16 protein-coding genes and 1 riboswitch are annotated in these 15715 nt (G+C 66.3%); of the genes, 9 read left to right on the top strand and 7 right to left on the bottom strand.

The window, feature by feature from the left end; translation table 11 throughout:
• The first annotated feature begins 68 nt into the window (after positions 1-68).
• Positions 69-175: riboswitch (TPP riboswitch) on the top strand.
• Between the two features lie 36 nt (positions 176-211).
• From ACOXXX_RS05300 to ACOXXX_RS05290, 3 genes are read left to right on the top strand one after another with little or no spacing between them, the layout of a single operon-like run.
• Positions 212-1192 (top strand): thiamine ABC transporter substrate-binding protein, encoded by a 981-nt coding sequence (locus ACOXXX_RS05300; protein WP_422825514.1) that lies wholly within the window; start codon positions 212-214, stop codon positions 1190-1192.
• Positions 1168-2682 carry a thiamine/thiamine pyrophosphate ABC transporter permease ThiP gene (locus ACOXXX_RS05295; RefSeq protein ID WP_422825513.1) on the top strand — a complete coding sequence of 505 codons (1515 nt, stop codon included), beginning with the start codon at positions 1168-1170 and terminating at the stop codon, positions 2680-2682. Before ACOXXX_RS05300 ends, ACOXXX_RS05295 begins: the two co-directional genes overlap by 25 nt.
• Positions 2669-3367, top strand: coding sequence for an ATP-binding cassette domain-containing protein (locus tag ACOXXX_RS05290; protein WP_422825512.1), 699 nt, complete (start codon positions 2669-2671; stop codon positions 3365-3367). The genes ACOXXX_RS05295 and ACOXXX_RS05290 overlap by 14 nt, the downstream gene beginning before the upstream one ends.
• Before the next feature lie 87 nt (positions 3368-3454).
• Here the strand turns inward: ACOXXX_RS05290 and ACOXXX_RS05285 are convergent, their stop codons facing one another.
• The 3 genes from ACOXXX_RS05285 to petA are packed head-to-tail and all read right to left on the bottom strand — an operon-like array spanning position 3455 to position 6182.
• Positions 3455-4243 (bottom strand): cytochrome c1, encoded by a 789-nt coding sequence (locus tag ACOXXX_RS05285; protein ID WP_422825511.1) that lies wholly within the window; start codon positions 4241-4243, stop codon positions 3455-3457.
• A gap of 19 nt (positions 4244-4262) precedes the next feature.
• Positions 4263-5609 carry a cytochrome b gene (petB, locus tag ACOXXX_RS05280; RefSeq protein ID WP_422825510.1) on the bottom strand — a complete coding sequence of 449 codons (1347 nt, stop codon included), beginning with the start codon at positions 5607-5609 and terminating at the stop codon, positions 4263-4265.
• 12 nt (positions 5610-5621) lie between these two features.
• Positions 5622-6182: a ubiquinol-cytochrome c reductase iron-sulfur subunit gene (petA, locus tag ACOXXX_RS05275; RefSeq protein ID WP_422825509.1), complete on the bottom strand. Its 561-nt coding sequence runs from the start codon at positions 6180-6182 to the stop codon at positions 5622-5624.
• 225 nt (positions 6183-6407) lie between these two features.
• Between petA and ACOXXX_RS05270 the strand changes: the two genes are divergently transcribed.
• Positions 6408-7067, top strand: coding sequence for an outer membrane protein (locus ACOXXX_RS05270; RefSeq protein WP_422825508.1), 660 nt, complete (start codon positions 6408-6410; stop codon positions 7065-7067).
• A gap of 38 nt (positions 7068-7105) precedes the next feature.
• Here the strand turns inward: ACOXXX_RS05270 and ACOXXX_RS05265 are convergent, their stop codons facing one another.
• The 4 genes from ACOXXX_RS05265 to ACOXXX_RS05250 form a co-directional block, all read right to left on the bottom strand.
• Positions 7106-7711, bottom strand: coding sequence for a glutathione S-transferase (locus ACOXXX_RS05265; protein WP_422825507.1), 606 nt, complete (start codon positions 7709-7711; stop codon positions 7106-7108).
• A 234-nt stretch (positions 7712-7945) separates the two neighbouring features.
• The gene (locus ACOXXX_RS05260; RefSeq protein WP_422825506.1) at positions 7946-8569 is read right to left on the bottom strand and encodes an FMN-binding negative transcriptional regulator; all 624 of its coding nucleotides are present in this window, start codon (positions 8567-8569) and stop codon (positions 7946-7948) included.
• Between the two features lie 4 nt (positions 8570-8573).
• Entirely contained in the window at positions 8574-9500 is a 927-nt protein-coding gene (locus tag ACOXXX_RS05255; RefSeq protein ID WP_422825505.1) for a tyrosine recombinase XerC, read from the bottom strand.
• Complete coding sequence (locus ACOXXX_RS05250) at positions 9497-10204, bottom strand: DUF484 family protein (protein ID WP_422825504.1); 708 nt, start codon at positions 10202-10204, stop codon at positions 9497-9499. The genes ACOXXX_RS05255 and ACOXXX_RS05250 overlap by 4 nt, the downstream gene beginning before the upstream one ends.
• Positions 10205-10389: 185 nt before the next feature.
• On the opposite strand from ACOXXX_RS05250, the gene ACOXXX_RS05245 reads away from it, so the two are divergent.
• The 5 genes from ACOXXX_RS05245 (at position 10390) to ACOXXX_RS05225 (ending at position 15441) form a co-directional block, all read left to right on the top strand.
• Positions 10390-12582 (top strand): primosomal protein N', encoded by a 2193-nt coding sequence (locus tag ACOXXX_RS05245; RefSeq protein WP_422825822.1) that lies wholly within the window; start codon positions 10390-10392, stop codon positions 12580-12582.
• Between the two features lie 156 nt (positions 12583-12738).
• Positions 12739-13536 (top strand): S49 family peptidase, encoded by a 798-nt coding sequence (locus ACOXXX_RS05240; RefSeq protein ID WP_422825503.1) that lies wholly within the window; start codon positions 12739-12741, stop codon positions 13534-13536.
• Positions 13536-13703 carry a hypothetical protein gene (locus tag ACOXXX_RS05235; RefSeq protein ID WP_422825502.1) on the top strand — a complete coding sequence of 56 codons (168 nt, stop codon included), beginning with the start codon at positions 13536-13538 and terminating at the stop codon, positions 13701-13703. The genes ACOXXX_RS05240 and ACOXXX_RS05235 overlap by 1 nt, the downstream gene beginning before the upstream one ends.
• Positions 13704-14654, top strand: a complete 951-nt coding sequence (locus ACOXXX_RS05230; protein ID WP_422825501.1) for a calcium/sodium antiporter — start codon at positions 13704-13706, stop codon at positions 14652-14654. It abuts the gene before it with no gap.
• A gap of 10 nt (positions 14655-14664) precedes the next feature.
• Positions 14665-15441 (top strand): SDR family oxidoreductase, encoded by a 777-nt coding sequence (locus ACOXXX_RS05225; RefSeq protein WP_422825500.1) that lies wholly within the window; start codon positions 14665-14667, stop codon positions 15439-15441.
• Positions 15442-15715 lie beyond the last annotated feature (274 nt).

Genomic DNA, 15715 nt, shown 5'->3' with positions numbered 1-15715 from the left:
TGTTAGGGCAGGGGCGGTGCGGCCTCAAGGGATTTCGCTTGAATGTCACAGGGCAGGGCGCTAGCTCTGAGCTTACCTCGGGGTGGTGCCGGTTGTCCGGTGCCTGAGATGCGACAGCGAACCCGTTGAACCTGAACCGGTTAACACCGGCGGAGGGAAGGTCTGGATACGCCTCCAACTTTGCCCATCCGTCGCAATTTAGGAGGATGCCATGAAGGCCCTTTCCATTGCAGCGGTCCTATTTTCTGCCAGCACCGCTCTGGCGCAAACCCCCGTTCTGACGGTTTACGCGGGCGATTACGTGACATCTGAATGGGGTCCCGGCCCCAAGATCGAAGAGATGTTCGAAGCGCGCTGCGCCTGCGATCTGCAGTTCAAGCCCGGCGATCTGCTGCCCCGCCTGCTGCTTGAGGGCGACCGCACGGATGCCGACATCGTCTTTGGTCTGAACACCGATGTGACGAAGAAGGCGCGCGAGTCGGGGCTTTTCGCGCCGCACGGTCAGCCGCTGGATGCGCTGACCCTGCCGATCGACTGGACCGACGAGGTCTTTCTGCCGTTCAACTATGGGCACACGGCGTTCATCTACAACACCGAACGCATGGCCGACGCACCTGCATCCTTCGACGCGCTTCTGGACGCACCCGACGATCTGAAGATCGTGATTCAGGATCCCCGGTCATCCATTTCCGGCCTTGCGCTGGTGCTGTGGGTGCGGGTGGTTTACGGCGACGGGGCGCAGGCCGCCTGGGAAAAGCTGGCGCCGAAAATCCTGACGGTGACCAAGGGCTGGTCGGAAAGCTATGGCCTTTTCACGGATGGAGAGGCCGACATGGTCCTGTCCTACACCACCTCGCCCGCCTATCACATCATCGCCGAGGATGACCGTACCAAGAAGGCCGCGATCTTTCCCGAAGGCCATTACTTCATGGTCGAACTGGCCGCCAAGGTGGCGGGCACCGATCAGCCGGAGCTGGCGGATGAGTTCATGGCCTTTGTCCTGAGCGAAGACTTCCAGACCATGATCGCCACAGGCAACTGGTCCTTCCCCGCCGCCTTGCCGCGCGACGGCTGGCCCGAGGGGTTCAAGGAACTCGATCTGCCGGAAAAGGTGCTGTTCTATTCCGAGGACGAGGCCGCAGCCCTGCGGGACGAGGCCATCGAGGCATGGCGCCGCGCGCTCTCGCAATAGTCGCGGGCCTGCTGGTCGTCGGGCTGACCCTTGGCCCGGTGGCGGCGGTGATCTGGCGCGCGACCGGGTGGTCGGCGCTGGGCCCGGGCGACTGGCAGGCGCTGCGCTTCACGGTGGTACAGGCGGTGCTTTCTGCGGCGCTGTCGGTGCTGTGCGCGGTGCCGGTGGCGCGCGCGCTGGCGCGCCGCCGCTTTGCCGGACGCGGGCTGCTTGTGGCGCTGCTGGGCGCGCCCTTCATCCTGCCGGTGATCGTGGCGGTGCTGGGCCTGCTCGCGGTCTTTGGCAATGCCGGCCTGCTCAACACCGGGCTGCGCGCGCTGGGATTGCCCGAGGTGTCGATCTACGGCCTGCACGGAGTCGTCATCGCGCATGTCTTTCTCAACCTGCCGCTGGCGACGCGGCTGATCCTGCAGGCCTGGCTTGCCATCCCGGCGGAACGGATGCGGCTGGCAGGCTCGCTGGACCTTGGCCCTTGGGCGATGTGGCGGGTGATCGAGGCGCCGATGCTCTTGCGCATCGTACCGGGGGCCTTCGCGGTGATCTTTGTCATCTGCCTGTCGAGCTTTGCCGTGGCGCTGACGCTGGGCGGCGGGCCGCGCGCCACGACGGTAGAGCTCGCGATCTATCAGGCGATCCGGTTCGATTTTGATCTTGCCCGCGCGGCGGTGCTGTCGGTCATCCAGCTGGCGCTGGCGCTGGCGGCGGGGCTGGTGGCGCTGCGCCTGTCGGGCGGCGACGGGTTCGGCGCGGGGCTGGATCGGGTGGTGCCGCGCTGGGACATCGGGCGCACGGCGCTGCTGTTCGACGCTCTGGCAATCCTGCTGGTGGCGCTTTTCCTGCTGACGCCGCTGGCGATGGTCGTGCTGCGCGGCCTGCCGGGGCTGGGTCAGATGGGGCCGGGGGTCTGGCAGGCGGCGCAGCATTCGGTGACGGTGGCCCTGGCCTCGACCCTGTTGTGCCTCGTGTGGGCGCTGCCGCTGGCGACACGCGGCGGAGAGGTCGTGGGCCTGGCTGGCATCGCCGTGTCGCCGCTGGTGCTGGGCACGGGTCTGTTCTTGATCGTGCGGCCCTATGCCAACCCGTTCGATCTGGCGCTTTGGGTCACCGGACTGGTCAACGCGCTGGTGGCGCTGCCGTTTGCCCTCCGCATCCTGCGGCCCGAGGCGCAGGCGATCCGCGCCGATTTCGGGCGGCTGGGGGCGGCGCTGGGGTTGACCGGCTGGGCCTGGCTGCGCTGGGTGCTGGTGCCGCGCCTGCGCAGGCCGCTGGGTTTCGCCGCCGGTCTGACGGCGGCGCTGTCGATGGGGGACCTTGGGGTCATCGCGCTATTCGCCGATCCTGATCGGACGACGCTGCCGCTGCGGGTCTACCAACTGATGGGATCCTACCGGATGGAGGGGGCAGCAGGAGCGGCGCTGCTGCTGCTGGCGCTGAGCCTGGGGCTGTTCTGGCTGTTCGACCGCGGGGGGCGTGTGAATGCTGAGGCTTGAGGGGGTCGATATCCGCGCGGGCGATTTTGCGCTGTCAGCCGATCTTTCGTTGCAGCCCGGCGAACGGGTGGCGGTGATCGGCCCGTCGGGGGCGGGCAAGTCGACTTTGCTGGACGCGATTGCAGGCTTCCGGGTGCCGCAGGCCGGGCGGATCACCTGGCAGGGGCGGGACCTTGGCCCGCTGGCACCGGGCAAGCGCCCGGTGTCGATGCTGTTTCAGGACAACAACCTTTTTCCGCACCTCTCCATCGCGCGCAACCTGGGGCTGGCGCTGCGGCCCGGCGGCGGGCGGGTTTCAAAGGAGGACACGGCGCGGATCGACGATGCGCTGGTCCGTGTGGGGCTGAAAGGGATGGGGGGCCGCAAGCCCGGCGCGCTGTCGGGGGGGCAGCAAAGCCGCGCGGCGCTGGCGCGGGTGCTGGTGCAGGACCGCCCCGTGATGCTGCTTGATGAGCCTTTCGCGGCACTGGGTCCGGCGCTCAAGGCCGAGATGCTGGAACTGGTGCGCGATGTGGCCGAGGGGCTGCAGGCGCTGGTGGTGCTGGTGACCCATGATCCGGGTGACGCGAAACGCTTTGCCGACCGGGTGGTTCTTGTGGCTGACGGCGTGGCGCAGCCACCGGTCGGCACCCATGCGCTGTTCGAGGCACCACCCGAGGCGCTGCGCGCGTATCTGGGGGCGTAGCTCCTCAAGCCCGTGCGGGCTTTCCTCGCCTTCAAGCAAAAAGCCCCGCGCGAGGCGGGGCTTTTCGTCAGATCCGCCCGGGCTGGATCAGCCGTGCTTGCGCTTGATCGGCGCCCAGATCCGTTTGTTGGTGAGATAAAGCAGAACCGACAGCACCGTCAGGAACAGCACTCCGGCAAAACCGGCCTGCTTGCGCGCCATCATCTTGGGTTCCGCCGTCCACATCAGGAAGGCGGCGACGTCCGCAGCCTCGTGATGCAGATCGTTCTCGTGCCCGTCGTCGAATTCCACATCCTCGCCGTAAAGCGGCGGCGCCATGGAAATCCAGCCGCCCGGGAAGGCGGTGTTTTCGTAAAGGATGGTGCCGGCCTGCTCCATATCCTCACCGGTGTAGCCGGTCAGAAGCGAGGCGATGTATTCCGGGCCGCCGATGCCGTTGATGAACTGGTTGATGCCCAGACCGTAGGGGCCGTGAAAGCCCGCGCGTGCCTTGGCCATCAGCGACAGGTCCGGCGCACCAAGCGAGTCGTTGGCCGGGAAGTTGTCGGTGGGGCGGGCAGGGCGGAAATCATCCAGCTCTTCGTCGAACACCTCGAAGTTCTGCTCCGCATAGGCGCGCACCTGATCCTCGGGCAGCCCGGGGCCATCCTCGGCCGAGAGGGTCCGGATCGGCACGAACTTGAGCCCGTGACAGCCCGCGCAGACCTCGGTGTAGATCTTCAGCCCGCGCTGCAGCTGGTTCTGGTCATAGGTGCCGAACGGCCCCTCGAAGGAGAAATCGAAATCCTCGACATGCCCTTCCCCACCGGCGGCAAAGGCGCTGCCGGTGGTCAGGGTGACTGCCATCACGGCAGAGAGGGCGAGTTTCTTGAACATGGGTTCGGTGTCCTCTTTCTTACTCTGCCGGGGTCGGTTTGACGGCGGTGGCGGTGCCGCCCGACTTGGCATAATGCGCGTCGAAATCCGCTTCGATGGTTTCCGGCTGCGGCAGCGGCTTTTCGATGACGCCCAGAAGCGGCAGGATCACCAGGAAGTAGGCAAACCAGTAAGCGGACGCGATCAGCGAGATCGTCGCATAGGGTTCTTCGGCCGGCATCGCGCCACACCACATCAGGACAAAGAAGTCCGCGACGAGCAGGGCAAACCACCACTTGAACATCGGCCGGAAGCGGCCCGAGCGCACCGAGGAGGTGTCAAGCCACGGGACCACGGCCATGACCGCGATTGCGCCGAACATCGCCAGCACGCCGAAGAACTTGGCGTCGATGATGCCGCCGGTCACGAAGGATGCGATCTGCACGACCCAGACTTCGGAGGTGAACGCACGCAGGATCGCGTAGAAGGGCAGGAAGTACCATTCCGGAACGATGTGCGCGGGCGTCGCCAGCGGGTTCGCCTCGATGTAGTTGTCGGGGTGGCCCAGGTAGTTCGGCATGAAACCGACGATGGCGAAGAACACGGCCAGGATCACCGCCAGGGCGAAAAGATCCTTGATCACGAAGTAGGGCCAGAACGGCACGGTGTCTTTCGCCGCATCGGCCTTTGACGTGCGGCGCACCTCGACCCCGGTGGGGTTGTTGTTGCCGGTGGTGTGGAAGGCCCAGATGTGCACGATCACCAGCCCCGCGATCACGAACGGGAAAAGATAGTGCAGCGAGAAGAAGCGCGTCAGCGTGGCGTTGTCCACGGCAGGCCCGCCCAGAAGCCAGGTCTGGATCGGCTCCCCGATGAACGGGATGGCGCCGAAGAGGCCGGTGATAACGGTGGCGCCCCAGAACGACATCTGTCCCCAGGGCAGCACGTAGCCCATGAAGGCGGTGCCCATCATCAGCAGGTAGATCAGGATGCCGATGATCCAGGTGATTTCACGCGGTTCCTTGTAGGAGCCGTAGTAAAGACCCCGGAAGATATGCGCATAGACGGCGACGAAGAAGAGCGAAGCGCCGTTGGCATGCAGATAGCGCAGGGCCCAGCCGCCGTTCACGTCGCGCATGATGTGCTCGACGCTGCCAAAGGCCAGGTCGGCGTCGGGCGTGTAGTGCATGACCAGCGTGATGCCGGTGATGATCTGCAACGCCAGGGTAAAGGTCAGCACGATCCCCCAGATCCACATCCAGTTCAGGTTCTTGGGGGTGGGGATCATGATCGTGTCGTACAGTAATCCGATCACCGGCAGGCGGCGGTGGACCCACTTTTCGCCACCGGTCTTCGGTTCGTAATGGTCGTGCGGAATTCCAGCCATTTCTATGCTCCGTTATCCGAGGACGAGGGTGGATTCATCGGCGAACTCGGCAGGCGGTACCGGCAGGTTCGTCGGCGCGGGCCCGCGGCGGATGCGTCCGGCGGTGTCGTAATGGGATCCGTGGCAGGGGCAGAACCAGCCATCGTAATCACCGGCCTCGCCCAGCGGCACGCAGCCCAGGTGGGTGCAGACGCCCATCATCACCAGCCATTCGCCGGACTCGTCCAGCGCTCGGTTGGCATCCGTCGCCTCGGCATTGGCATCGATGTTGGCATTGCGGGCGATGGGGTCGATCAGGTCGGACATCGGCACGCCCGTCGCTTCCTCGATCTCTTCCGCCGTGCGGCGGCGGATGAAGACGGGCTTGCCCAGCCACTTGACGGTCAGCTGGGACCCTTCGGACACGCCGCCGACATCGACGCGGATCGACGACAGGGCGCGGACGTCGGCAGAGGGGTTCATCTGGTTGACCAACGGCCAGATGGCGGCACCTGCGGTGACGGCACCGGCGCCGGCGGTTGCGTAATAAAGGAAATCCCTGCGGGTGCCTTCGTGATCGTCTGCGTGGGACACGAGGTATACTCCATTCCTGGGCCAGGCGTGTGGCCAGTTCAAAGACTGCGCGCTGCGGGGCGGGCCTGCAACTCATCACGGGTCTATTTAGCGGGACGGTCCGGAACCGTCCAGCGATCAAAAGGACACGACGGGCAAAAGCGCGCATGTGTCGCGGTTGAGGCCTCGACTCATCCACCCTATGTGCTAATTACGAAAGAAGAAACGCCGGACATTGGGTGCGTCATGACGAAAGCGATTCTTGCGGCGGCCGCCTTGGGCCTTTCCTCTGCTGTGGCCACACCGGCGGCGGCGGAAATGGAACTGTCGTTCTATACCGGCTGGCAGACCGCGCCGCACAGCCGCATCTCCGGCGATTATCCCGGCGGCGGCTCGTACAACGCGCTGATCGGCTGGGAAGGCCGGTCGTTCGAAATGCCCCCCTATTACGGCGTGCGCGGCATGTGGTGGCGCGATGAACGGCTGGGCTTCGGGCTCGAATTCACCCACACCAAGGTCTATGCGCCCGACGACGAACGCTCTGCCCTGGGCTTTGAGAGCCTCGAGCTCACGGATGGGCTCAACATCGTGACAGTGAACGCGATGCGCCGCTGGCAGAACCAGTGGGGCGATTTCACCCCCTATCTGGGCGGTGGCATCGGGATCGCGGTGCCGCATGTGGATGTAGAGACGACCACCGGCTTCAAGACCTTCGGCTACCAGTACACCGGCCCCGCCGCGCGTCTGATCGCCGGGGCGAGCTATGACCTCAATGACCGGTTCGCGGTCTTCGGCGAATACCAGTTCGTCTACTCCAGCAACGACGCCGACCTGGAAGGCGACGGATCGCTGAAGACGGACATCAAGACCAACGCGGTGAACTTCGGCCTGTCGCTGAAGTTCTGAACCTGCCCGGCGTGCGGGCAGGGCGGGGGCTTTGCGTATCAGCCCGTGGGTCGGGTTTTCACCATCGATTCGCGTTCGGCGAAGCTTGCGTGCCATTTCGCCAACGCATCGCGACCTGTGCGCCACTGGCGGGCGTCGTGGCGGAAATCGAGGTATGACAGCGCGCAGCCGATGGCGATCTGGCCCATGTCGAGCCGTCCGTGCAGATGGCTGATCCAACGGGTGTTGAGCGCGTCGAGCGCGCGCGCCACCTTGCCCCATTGCCCTTCCATCCAGCCGGGATCGACCTTGTCGGCGGGGCGGAACCGCTGTTCGTAGATGATCAGCACCGCAGCATCCATGATCCCGTCCGCCGTCGCCTCGAGCGTCAGCGTATCCCAGAGCCGGTTTTCGGGGTAAAGTCCGGCCTTGGCGCGATCGTCGAGAAAGCGGCAAATCACCCGGCTGTCATAGAGCGTGGGGCCGTTGGTCCGCACCAGCGCCGGGATCTTGCCCACCGGGTTGGCGGCGATCAGCGTGGCGTCGGGTTGCAGCGGCGAGGCCGCGACATCGATCTGCTCGACCTCGTCGAACTGGCCGGTTTCGTGCAGCGTCACGAGCACCTTGCGGACAAAAGGAGAGGGGCCGGCGCGCAGAAGTTGCATGGGATGTCCTTTCGGGGCTGTTCGGTACGGGGGGCAGCTTCGGACTCACCAAAGCAAATGCTTCGGAGCCGTCAACGCCCGATCTTCTGCATGACAGTGCCGCGCCGTCCGCTCAAGGACAATAGCCGTCTCCCCGCAGGCGGGGCCCCTCGGCGATTGTCCTTGCGCGGCCGCCCCGGCCCCGTCTCTTGAAGCTCAGGCGACGACAGCTCCGAAGCAAATGCCGGTGACGGGTCAGAGGTCGGGCGGCGCGCGCATCAGGGCGGCGAGCGCGGCGGTTTCCGACCCAAGCCCGGCACCTTTGGCGTGGTCCGCGGCGGCCATGCGCACCGCGGCGGGCTTGTTCTGGCCCAGCTTCCAGGTGGCGGCGATGTCCTCTACGTGGAACCGGCAGGGCGGGATGGCGCGCATCAGCCGGGCCAGCACCTCGGGCGTCATCTTGGCGGTGGTCCAGGGGGTTTTGGGCAAAAGCCTTGCCTCGTAGGCCGCCGACTGGCGGTCGAGCATCGCGCGCATCTCGGTCTCGGGCAACCGCTCAAGCCGGCCGGTCAGCTGTACGGCGACGTAGTTCCAGGTCGGCACCTGATCGGGGACGCCATACCAGTCGGGCGAGACATAGCTGTCTGCGCCTGTCACCGCGAGCCGGGCGGTGAGCGGCACCGTCAGCGCCCGCGCGATGGGGTTCGAGCGGACAAGGTGCAGGTCGGCAGTGCCGCCATCCTCGGCCAGCAGGAAGGGCACATGCGACAGCAGCGGCGGGCCGTCCACGCTTATCGCGAGCATGCCGAAACCGCGCGCGCGGGCAAAGGCGATGTCCTTGCCGTGGTCCTTCGAGTGGAAGGCCGGGTTGGGGTGCATCGGCCTATCCGGCCTTGGGATGGGTCGCGGCGTAGACCTTCATCAGGTGCAGCGTATCGACCGAGGTATAGGCCTGCGTCGTCGACAGCGAGGCATGGCCCAGCAATTCCTGAATCGCGCGCAGATCGCCCCCGGCCTCGAGCAGATGGGTGGCAAAGCTGTGGCGCATGGCATGCGGCGTGGCGGTGGCGGGCAGGCCCAGTTGCAGGCGCGCCTGTTCGGTCACCTTCTGCACCAGCCTCGGGTTCAGCGCCCCGCCGCGTGCGCCGCGAAAGATCGGGCCCTCGTCCTCGGGCGGGTAGGGGCAGGCGGCAAGGTAGCGGGCCATCGCGCTGCGCGCCACCGGCAGCACCGGCACGATGCGTTCCTTGCCGCCCTTGCCGACGATGCGCAGCACCTCACCCAGCGGCAGGTCGCGCCCCTTGAGACCCAGCGCCTCGGATATGCGCAGCCCGCAGCCGTAAAGCAGGGTGATCACGGCGGCATCGCGCGCCCCGATCCAGCCTTTTTGCGACTGCAGTTCGACGGTGTCGATCATCGCGCGGGCGGCGTCTTCGGACAGCGGACGGGGCAGTTTCTTCTGGAACTTGGGCGACCGGGTGGAGAGCACGGCTGTGGGTTCGAACCCTTCCCGCTCGGCCAGCCAGCGGTAGAAGGATTTCACCGCCGACAGCTTGCGCGCCATCGACCGCGATCCCGCGCCGCCGCCGCGCAGATGCGCCATCCAGGCGCGCATGTCGGTGACGGTCAGGCGCGACAGCGGGCCCAGCCCCTGCGTGCCGCCGTGGTGCTGCGTCATGAAGGCTATGAAATCCAGCACATCCGTGCGGTAGGCCGTCAGGGTGTTTTCGGCCGCCCCCTTGAGCGCCCGCGCCGAGGCGAGCCATCCCTCGAGCGCATCGCGCGCCTGAGGAGAGATCGCCAGGGTCACGACAGCCAGCGCCGCATCGCGCGTTCGAACACGCCCGCGAAAAACGCCAGCAGATCGGTGCCCTGCAGCGGCGTGAACTGGTGCGGGTCCTCGGCGCCCATGACCAGCAGGCCGGGCAGGCGACCGGGGCCGAAATCAAGCTTCAGGCACGCCTCGGACCGCATCCAGTCGGCCTTGTCGCCATAAATGCGCCGATCGCCGGTCTGCAACTGGCGCAGGGTGACGGTGCGCACCGGGGCAGAGCGGTTTTCGGCCAGGTAGGAGTCGATGAAGCCGGGTTCGGCCACCGACAGCACCGACCCCAGCCGCTGGATCGCCGCATCGGAGTCGCCTTGCACCGATTCCAGCACCAGCCGCACCATGTCGACGCGCAGGATATCCGCGACCTCGCCGCCCAGATCACGCAGAAAGGGTTCGAAATCCACCGGGTCGAGCATGCGCAGGATCGCGCGGTGCACCTGGTTGGTCCCGGCAAGGTTTTCGTAGGCCGCCGCGATCACCGAACGGTGCGTATCTTCCAGCCGGTCCAGCCGCGCCTCGAGCCGTTCCATCGCGATGCCGCGCAGATCGACGATATTGCCCCCCATCGAGCGTTCGTTCGCGGCGATCAGTGCCCGCATAAGGTCCTGATCTTCCAGAATAACATCTGGGCGCGAGATGATCGTTTCGCGCAGGGAATCGTTGATTTCGGGGCTGCTGCTCATGCGGGCCTCTGCATTTTCTTTGGCAGACCTTAGCAAAGCCTGCGCGGGGTTTCGCCTGTTTTGTCCGGCTTTTGGCCGCTCTTTGGCCGGGTGTGGCCGATGTGTCAACGCTTGGCTTTCGCGCGCCGCTGTCCTACGCAAAGGCCGATGCGCGCGACGCCGGTCGCGGCAAGACAGGGCAGGCGATGTCGGCAGATTTCTTTGACGAAGGCGCATTGGTCGGGGTTCTGACCACGCAGCCCCTGGATCGCGCGCTGGATTATCGCGCGCCCGAAGGTGGCTGCCATCTGGGGGCCTTCGTCGAGGTGCCTTTGGGTCCGCGCAAGGTTCTGGGCGTGGTCTGGGGCACGGGCGAGGGGGGCTATGACCATTCCAAGGTGCGGCAGGTCATCCGGGTGCTGGACGCAGCACCGATGCGCGCCGAGCTGCGGCATTTCCTGCAGCGCGCCGGGGAATACACTCTGACGCCGCTGCCCGCGATGCTGCGCCTGTGCACCCGGGCGCCGGGCCTGGGCGACCCGCCGTCGATGCGCAAGGTCTACCGGCTGGGCGAGGCGGAGCCGCCCCGCCTGACCGACGCGCGGACCCGCGTGCTGGACGTCCTGCGCGAGATGGGCGGGCTGTCGCTGACGCTGAAGGAACTGGCCGATGCGGCGGGGGTCACCACCTCGGTCGTCAAGGGGCTGGTCAAGCTGGGGGCCGTGCGCGAGGAGGAAAGCCCGCGCGACACGCCCTTTCCGCGGCTCGATCCCGCGTTTGGCGGCAAGGATCTGACCGAGGATCAGCAGGCAGGTGCGGCCGCCCTGCGCGCGGGGCTGGCGACGGATGTCTACGGCACCACGCTGCTGCGCGGCGTCACCGGGTCGGGCAAGACCGAGGTCTATCTCGAGGCGGTGGCCGCCTGCCTGGCCCGGGGACGTCAGGCGCTGGTCCTGCTGCCCGAAATCGCGCTGACGGCGGAGTTCCTCACACGGGTCGAGGCGCGGTTCGGCGCGCGGCCCGCCGAATGGCATTCGGGCGTGACCATGACCGAACGCCGCCGGGTGTGGAAAATGGTCGGCGAGGGCCACGCGCAGCTGGTGGTGGGCGCGCGCTCGGCGCTTTTCCTGCCCTATCAGCGGCTGGGCCTGATCGTCGTGGATGAGGAACACGACACCTCCTACAAGCAGGAGGACGGCGTGCTTTACAACGCCCGCGACATGGCGGTGCTGCGCGCGGCCATCTGCGGCGCACGGGTGGTGCTGGCCTCGGCCACGCCCAGCCTGGAAAGCTGGGCCAATGCCGAGGCGGGCAAATACGACCGCATCGATCTGACCGCGCGGTTCGGCGCGGCGGTGATGCCCAGGATGCGCGCGCTCGACATGCGGGCCGAGGATCTGCCCGCCAACCGCTGGGTGTCACCCGGTCTGCAGGGGGCTGTGCGCCAGCGGCTCGAGCGGGGCGAACAGGCGCTATTGTTCCTCAACCGCCGGGGTTATGCGCCGGTGACGATCTGCAGGGCCTGCGGGCACCAGATCGGCTGCGACCACTGCGACGCGCGCATGGTCGAACACCGGTTCCTCAAGCGTCTGGTCTGTCACCAGTGCGGCGAAAGCAAACCCCTGCCCGAGGTCTGCCCGTCCTGCGAGGTCGAGGGCAAGCTTGCCGCCGTGGGCCCCGGCGTCGAACGGCTGGGAGAAGAGGTGACGGCGCTTTTTCCGGACGCCCGCGTCGCGGTGCTGTCTTCCGACATGTACGGCAGCGCCCGCGCGCTCAAGGCCGAGATCGAGAGCATCGCCGAAGGCGCGGCCGACATCATCATCGGCACCCAGCTTGTGGCCAAGGGGCACAACTTTCCGCTGCTGACGCTGGTGGGGGTGATCGACGCCGATCTTGGCCTGCAAGGGTCGGACCTGCGCGCCGCCGAACGGACCTTTCAGCTGATGCGGCAGGTGGCGGGCCGCGCGGGCCGCGCCGACAAGCCCGGCGAGGCGCTGTTGCAGACCTATCAGCCCGAACACCCGGTGATCCGCGCCATCCTGGGCGGCGAGGAAGAGGCGTTCTGGCGCGCCGAGGCCGCCGAGCGCCGGCAGGCCGGGGTGCCGCCCTATGGACGCATGGCGGGCATCATCCTCAGTTCCACCGACGTGCAGGAAGTGTTCGACCTGGGCAACGCCATGGCCCGGCAGGACGCGCCTCTGCGCCGCATCGGCGCACAGGTCTTTGGCCCCGCACCGGCCCCTATCGCCCGGGTGCGCGGGCGCCACCGGGTCCGGCTGCTGGTCAAGGCAGACAAGGGTGCGGCCCTGCAACCGGCGCTCGCGGAGTGGGCGGGGCAGTTTCGCCTGCGCGGCCAGCTGCGCATGGCCATCGATATCGACCCGCAAAGCTTTTACTGACCGAACCTGACGCGCGCGCGGCGCGCGTGCGGGGGCGCTGCCCCCACACCCCCGAGGTTTTTTCAAACCGAAGAAGGGGGCGGGGCGAACAGCATCGGTCGGTTCTTTGGCGGCTGCGCCTTGTTTCATCCCGGCACACAATCTACATCGCGTGACATGAGACGTTTCATTCCCTTCATGAAGTCCGAGCCGCTGGTGGCGATTGTGCGCCTGCAGGGCGCCATCGGCATGGGCGGGCGCGGCTCGCTGTCGGACGCGTCGGTGCGCGACATGCTCGAAAAGGCGTTCAAGCGCGGCAAGCCAAAGGCCGTCGCGCTCGAGATCAATTCGCCGGGCGGCTCTCCGGTGCAATCCTCGCTCATCGGGGCGCGCATCCGGCGGCTGGCCGAGGAAACCGGCGTGCCGGTCTTTGCCTTTGTCGAGGATGTCGCCGCGTCGGGCGGCTACTGGCTGGCCTCTGCGGCGGATGAGATCTTTGCCGACGAAAGCTCGATCCTGGGCTCCATCGGGGTGATCTCGGCCGGGTTCGGCGCGCATGTCTTCCTCGCACGGCAGGGGATCGAACGGCGGGTCTATACCGCGGGCAAGTCCAAATCCATGCTGGACCCGTTCAAGCCCGAGAACGAAGAGGACGTGGCGCGGCTCAACCGGCTTCTGGAACAGTTGCACGGCAACTTCATCGCGCAGATCAAGGCGCGTCGTGGCGATAGGCTGAGCCAGAACCCCGATCTTTTCACCGGTGAGGTCTGGATCGGCCAGAAGGCCGTCGACGAGGGTCTGGCCGACGGGATCGGCCATCTGGCGGTGGTGATGAAGGACCGGTTCGGCGAAAAGGTCCGCTTTCGCCGCTACGAGCAGAAGCGCGGTCTTCTGCAGCGGTTCGGCATGCAGATCACGCGCGACGCGCTGGCCGGGATCGAGGAGCGGGCGGATTTCGCGCGCTACGGGCTCTAGTGATCATCAAGATCGTCACCCTGTTCCTGGTCGCCATGGGCGTGCTCGCGATGTTCGGAAAGCTGCGGATTCCGGGGGCAAAGCGGCTCGCGAATGCGAAATGCCGCAACTGCGGGCGCTACCGCATCGGCAAGGGGCCGTGCCCCTGTGGCAAGGGGACCGGCTGAATGGTGTGGCTTTACGGGGGCTTGGGGCTGGTCATCCTGCTGTTGGCCGGTGATGCGCTGGTCAAGGGGGCGGTGAACCTCAGCCTGCGGGTCGGCATTCCCGCCCTCATCGTCAGCCTGACCATCGTGGCCTTCGGGACCTCTGCGCCGGAACTCCTCATCTCGATCAAGGCGGCGCTCGATGGCGTGCCGGGCATCGCGCTTGGCAACGTGGTGGGATCGAACACCGCCAACGTGCTGCTGGTGCTGGGCATTCCGGCACTTCTGGCGGTGATGCACACCGCCGAACACGACACCCGCAAAAGCTACGTCCAGATGATCCTGGGTTCGTTCCTGTTCATCGGGCTGGCGTTTCGCGGGGTCTTCGACTGGATCGCGGGGCTGATCCTGCTGGCTGCGCTGGCGCTGATCCTGGGCGACGCGGTGCGCGATTCTCTGGCTCACAAGCGCGAAGGGGCAGCGGCCCCCGAGGAAGAAGAGCTTGAAGGCGTCGATCCCGACATGCGCTGGTGGAAGATCTGCCTCTATCTGGTGTTGGGCCTTGTGGGCCTGCCGCTGGGGGCCGATCTGCTGGTCGACAGCGCCACCGAGATCGCGCAGCAGTTCGGAGTCAGCGACACGGTGATCGGCCTGACGCTGGTGGCGATCGGCACGTCGCTGCCGGAACTGGCCACCACCGTCATGGCGGCCCTGCGGCGGCAGGCGGATGTGGCCCTGGGCAACGTCATCGGGTCGAACGTGTTCAACCTGCTGGCCATCATCGGGATCGCGTCGCTGATCGCGCCGATGCCGGTCGACCCGGATTTCCTGCGCTTTGACCTGTGGGTGATGCTGGCCGCGTCGCTGCTGCTCATTCCCTTCGTCTTTCTCAAGCGCAATATCGGCCGTCGCTGGGGTATCGCGTTGACGCTGCTTTATGTGGTCTACGTGGCCGTGGTTCTGACGCAATAGGGGTATGGCAATGCGCGCACTGGTAACCGGGGCAGGCAAGCGGCTGGGCCGCGCCATGGCACTTTACCTCGCTGAACACGGGCACGACGTCGCTGTGCATTACGCCACCTCTGACGACGGGGCCATGGAAGTGGTCGAGAAGATCCGCGCGATGGACCGCAAGGCCGAGGCGCTGCAGGCCGACCTGTTGAATGAGGCGGCGGTCAAGGGTCTGGTGGCGCGGGCGGCCAACGCGCTGGACGGGCCGCTCACCTGCCTGGTCAACAATGCCTCGATCTTTGACTACGACAACATCCAGACCGCCACCCGCGACAGCTGGGACCGGCATTTCGAAAGCAACTTGCGCGCGCCCTTCGTGTTGACGCAGGACTTTGCCGCGCAGGTGCCCGCCCCAAAGGCGGACGCCCAGGACGAACCGTTGGCGCAGGGGCTCGTGATCAACATGATCGACCAGCGGGTGCGCAAGCTGACGCCGGAGTTCATGACCTACACGCTGGCCAAGGCGGGGCTTTGGACGCTGACGCAGACCGCTGCACAGGCCCTGGCCCCGCGCGTGCGGGTGAACGCCATCGGTCCCGGCCCGACCCTGCGCGGGGCGCGCCAGTCCACCGATCACTTCGCCCGTCAGCGGGCCGCAACGGTGCTGAGCCGGGGTGCCAACGAAGACGACATCTGCGCGGCGCTTGGCTATTTCCTGAACGCGCCCGCGATCACCGGCCAACTGCTCTGCGTCGACGGCGGTCAGCACCTGGCATGGCAGACGCCGGATGTCCTTGGGGTGGAGTAAAGCATAACGCAGAGTAAACTTTTGCACCGGTCGTCGCAGCGTCACGTAGCCGTTACAAAAACCCCTGAGATTTCAAATGTTTGCCAAGAGGTCAAAAAAGTTTTATTTTTATTCAAAGGCTTACGCAGTAGCCTAAAAATCATGCAAATTTATGAAATATCCGTAAACGCTCGGATTTTTCCGGCTCAGCGAAAGTTACCACCGCAGTTATCCACAGGAACCGGGGATGTCTTCACACTTGCATCGGATCGACGGTTTTTGCAGCCCGACGCCA

Origin of the sequence: Thalassococcus sp. BH17M4-6 (assembly GCF_049323015.1) — a bacterium.
Classification (GTDB): domain Bacteria; phylum Pseudomonadota; class Alphaproteobacteria; order Rhodobacterales; family Rhodobacteraceae; genus Puniceibacterium.
The sequence above is the reverse complement of the archived record's forward strand: the minus strand, read 5'-3'. Positions and strand labels throughout refer to the sequence as shown.

What these genes read in the sequence shown, in the direction of transcription:
- ACOXXX_RS05300 (WP_422825514.1), top strand. Translation starts at nt 212, where the DNA reads ATGAAGGCCCTTTCCATTGCAGCGGTCCTATTTTCTGCCAGCACCGCT.
- ACOXXX_RS05295 (WP_422825513.1), top strand. Translation starts at nt 1,168, where the DNA reads ATGGCGCCGCGCGCTCTCGCAATAGTCGCGGGCCTGCTGGTCGTCGGG.
- ACOXXX_RS05290 (WP_422825512.1), top strand. Translation starts at nt 2,669, where the DNA reads ATGCTGAGGCTTGAGGGGGTCGATATCCGCGCGGGCGATTTTGCGCTG.
- ACOXXX_RS05285 (WP_422825511.1), bottom strand. Translation starts at nt 4,243, where the DNA reads ATGTTCAAGAAACTCGCCCTCTCTGCCGTGATGGCAGTCACCCTGACC.
- petB (WP_422825510.1), bottom strand. Translation starts at nt 5,609, where the DNA reads ATGGCTGGAATTCCGCACGACCATTACGAACCGAAGACCGGTGGCGAA.
- ACOXXX_RS05270 (WP_422825508.1), top strand. Translation starts at nt 6,408, where the DNA reads ATGACGAAAGCGATTCTTGCGGCGGCCGCCTTGGGCCTTTCCTCTGCT.
- ACOXXX_RS05265 (WP_422825507.1), bottom strand. Translation starts at nt 7,711, where the DNA reads ATGCAACTTCTGCGCGCCGGCCCCTCTCCTTTTGTCCGCAAGGTGCTC.
- ACOXXX_RS05260 (WP_422825506.1), bottom strand. Translation starts at nt 8,569, where the DNA reads ATGCACCCCAACCCGGCCTTCCACTCGAAGGACCACGGCAAGGACATC.
- ACOXXX_RS05250 (WP_422825504.1), bottom strand. Translation starts at nt 10,204, where the DNA reads ATGAGCAGCAGCCCCGAAATCAACGATTCCCTGCGCGAAACGATCATC.
- ACOXXX_RS05245 (WP_422825822.1), top strand. Translation starts at nt 10,390, where the DNA reads ATGTCGGCAGATTTCTTTGACGAAGGCGCATTGGTCGGGGTTCTGACC.
- ACOXXX_RS05240 (WP_422825503.1), top strand. Translation starts at nt 12,739, where the DNA reads ATGAGACGTTTCATTCCCTTCATGAAGTCCGAGCCGCTGGTGGCGATT.
- ACOXXX_RS05230 (WP_422825501.1), top strand. Translation starts at nt 13,704, where the DNA reads ATGGTGTGGCTTTACGGGGGCTTGGGGCTGGTCATCCTGCTGTTGGCC.
- ACOXXX_RS05225 (WP_422825500.1), top strand. Translation starts at nt 14,665, where the DNA reads ATGCGCGCACTGGTAACCGGGGCAGGCAAGCGGCTGGGCCGCGCCATG.